The sequence below is a fragment of the Synechococcus sp. R5-15 genome, from assembly GCF_047462035.1.
Classification (GTDB): Bacteria; Cyanobacteriota; Cyanobacteriia; order Thermostichales; family Thermostichaceae; genus Thermostichus.
In genome coordinates this window covers 1-2,504 of record NZ_JANSIK010000157.1, presented here as the reverse complement: position 1 = coordinate 2,504, position 2,504 = coordinate 1, and the positions used below count along the sequence as shown (strand labels likewise).

The window sequence follows — 2,504 nt, the reverse complement described above, 5'->3', positions numbered from 1 at the left end:
TATATCCCTCTCAATGACTTTTGCCAAACCGCCTAAAGCTCAGTAAATTCAGCAAAGTTCAGGGTTTTGGAGGTTAGAGGCATGCTCCGACAAATCTTTTCCCAGGGTCTCTGTTTCCATAAATCCATAAAAGCCATAAAAGAGGGGTCTGGAGGGGGCTGCGTTTGCGCCAGCAGGCCGGAGATCAAGGGCAATACCAGGGAAGGGGCTCAAACTCTGGTGGGAGTTTCTCCCTCTCATAAGGGCTTCTGCTTTATCTTAGGAAGAATCCACCCAGGGATCCCTTAGGTTGTCCTTGGTTGGTATCCCTTTGGCAAGATCCGCTAGCCCAACCCAGGCCATGTTGCCCGTTCGCCCCCGCGAAACTGTTTCCATGTTCACCCGCGACGGGATCCAACTGGACGCGGATGTCTATCGCCCGCAAGGGGAGGGGAGCTACCCGGTTTTGCTGATGCGGCAGCCCTATGGGCGGGCCATTGCCTCGACGGTGGTGTATGCCCATCCCAGGTGGTATGCGGCCCAGGGGTACATTGTGGTCATCCAGGATGTGCGCGGACGGGGAACTTCCAAGGGATCCTTCTACCCTTTCCGCCATGAGGTGGAAGACGGGTTTGACGCCGTCAATTGGGCGGCTGCCTTGCCGGGGAGCAACGGCGTAGTGGGCATGTACGGCTTCTCTTATCAGGGCATGACCCAGCTGTATGCGGCTTCTACCCGTCCCAGCGCCTTGAAGGCCATCTGCCCGGCGATGCTGCCTTACGATCTCTATGCCGATGCCGCTTACCCAGGGGGGGCCTTTGCCTTCTACAACAACCTCAGTTGGGCCTTGCAACTGGAGGCCGAAGGGGCGCGTCTCAGGGGGGATGCCAACGCCTACCAGGCGCTTTTGAAAGCTGCCCGCAATCTCCCCCTCTACGACCCTATCCCCCTCAAGCCGGGCGTGTTGCAACAATATGCGCCCCAGTCCTATTACTTCGACTGGCTGGAGCACAGCGAGCCGGATGAATACTGGCGCAAGCTCTCTCCCCGTCTAGAGGTGGTGGATCTGCCGATGCTACACATTGCCGGCTGGTTTGACAGCTACCTGAGTGGTAGCCTGCGCCTCTACAAGGAAATGAGCGCCCGCAGCCAGAACCCTCAATACCTGATCATCGGCCCTTGGATCCATCTCCCTTGGGGGCGCAAAGTGGGGGCGTTGGACTTTGGCCCAGAGGCTGTCAGCCCCATCGATCGCCTGCAGGTGCGCTGGTTTGACCAGTTCCTCAAAGGCAAAGATACAGGGATCCTCCAGGAGCCGCCGGTACGCCTGTTCGAGATGGGATCCAACCGCTGGCGCGGCTTTGATGCTTGGCCTACCCCTGAGCCAAAAGCTTTTTACCTACACAGCACCGGCTTGGCTGCCCTTTCAGAAGCAGAGGGATCCCTTCGCCCTGAACCCTCGCCGACGCAACAATCGGATACCTTTGTTCACGATCCCTGGCGACCGGTGCCGGCCTTGGGGGGCCACCTGGCTCATCCTGCCGGGCCGCAAGAGCGCTCCGCCCTCGACTGCCGCACCGATGTCCTGACCTATACCACTCCGCCGCTGCAAGCCGAGCTGGTTCTGGTCGGGGACATTGCTGTGGAGGTGTACGCGGAGGCCGACAGCCCCAGTTTCGATCTTTGCGCTGTGCTCTCGGTGGTAAGGCCCGATGGGCAGGTGTATAACTTTTCCCAAGGCTATTGTCGCCTACGGGATCCCCAGCCCAGTACCCCCATTCTGATTCCCTGTCAGCCCACCTGTATTCGCATTCCTTGCGGTCATGCTCTGCGCCTCAGCCTCAGCGCGGCTTGTTTCCCGGCCTACCCTGTCAACACGGGTATGGGAATGCGGGAAGAGCGGCTGATTGAGGCCCGCATTCTCACCATCACTCTCCGCAGCGGTGGCGAGACGCCTTCGCGGCTGCACCTGCCCATGGCTTGAAGCCAAGAAGAGACCAAGCTTCGGGATCCCGTTCGCAATCCCCGCTTACAAAGAGACACCAAACGTTAGGATAGAAACAGGCAGGGCAAGGGAACACCATGTTGCAAGACCCAAAGTTGATCCGGCACTATCAGGCTTTGACCGATGCTCTGGTGGATACCTGGCAGCGGGGCTACCGGCGCACCGATGAGCTACGTCTGCTGGTGGATGGCTACCTGCTGGCCTTGCGAACTGGCAAACAATTGGAGCCCTTCGAGATCTATCGCATTGAGGACGAGGTCAACCGCTTCCTCTACGATCCGTCCAACTTCATAGATCCGGAATTGGAGCCAGAGGCGGAGCCGATGCGGGGTTATTGATTTTGTGAATCCCTGTTGGCGATCCCTAGAACAGGTGGGGCAAAGTTTTGATTCCAACCTTTTCTGATCTCCCCTCGCCCCTTGGGAGAAAGACTAGGGGGGAGGGCGCTGAGTAAACTACCCGGCTCCGACCGCTAAGCGGTACGGAGCGGGCTTTCAGTAGCCCTGAGCCTGCTCTGCTC

2 protein-coding genes are annotated in these 2,504 nt (G+C 58.8%); both read left to right on the top strand.

Annotated elements, in window-relative coordinates:
- Positions 1-289: 289 nt before the first annotated feature.
- The gene (locus NW839_RS12110) at positions 290-1,963 is read left to right on the top strand and encodes a CocE/NonD family hydrolase (protein ID WP_414380678.1); all 1,674 of its coding nucleotides are present in this window, start codon (positions 290-292) and stop codon (positions 1,961-1,963) included.
- Positions 1,964-2,061: 98 nt separating this feature from the next.
- Positions 2,062-2,322: a DUF6761 family protein gene (locus NW839_RS12105; protein WP_011434405.1), complete on the top strand. Its 261-nt coding sequence runs from the start codon at positions 2,062-2,064 to the stop codon at positions 2,320-2,322.
- The last annotated feature ends 182 nt before the right edge of the window (positions 2,323-2,504 follow it).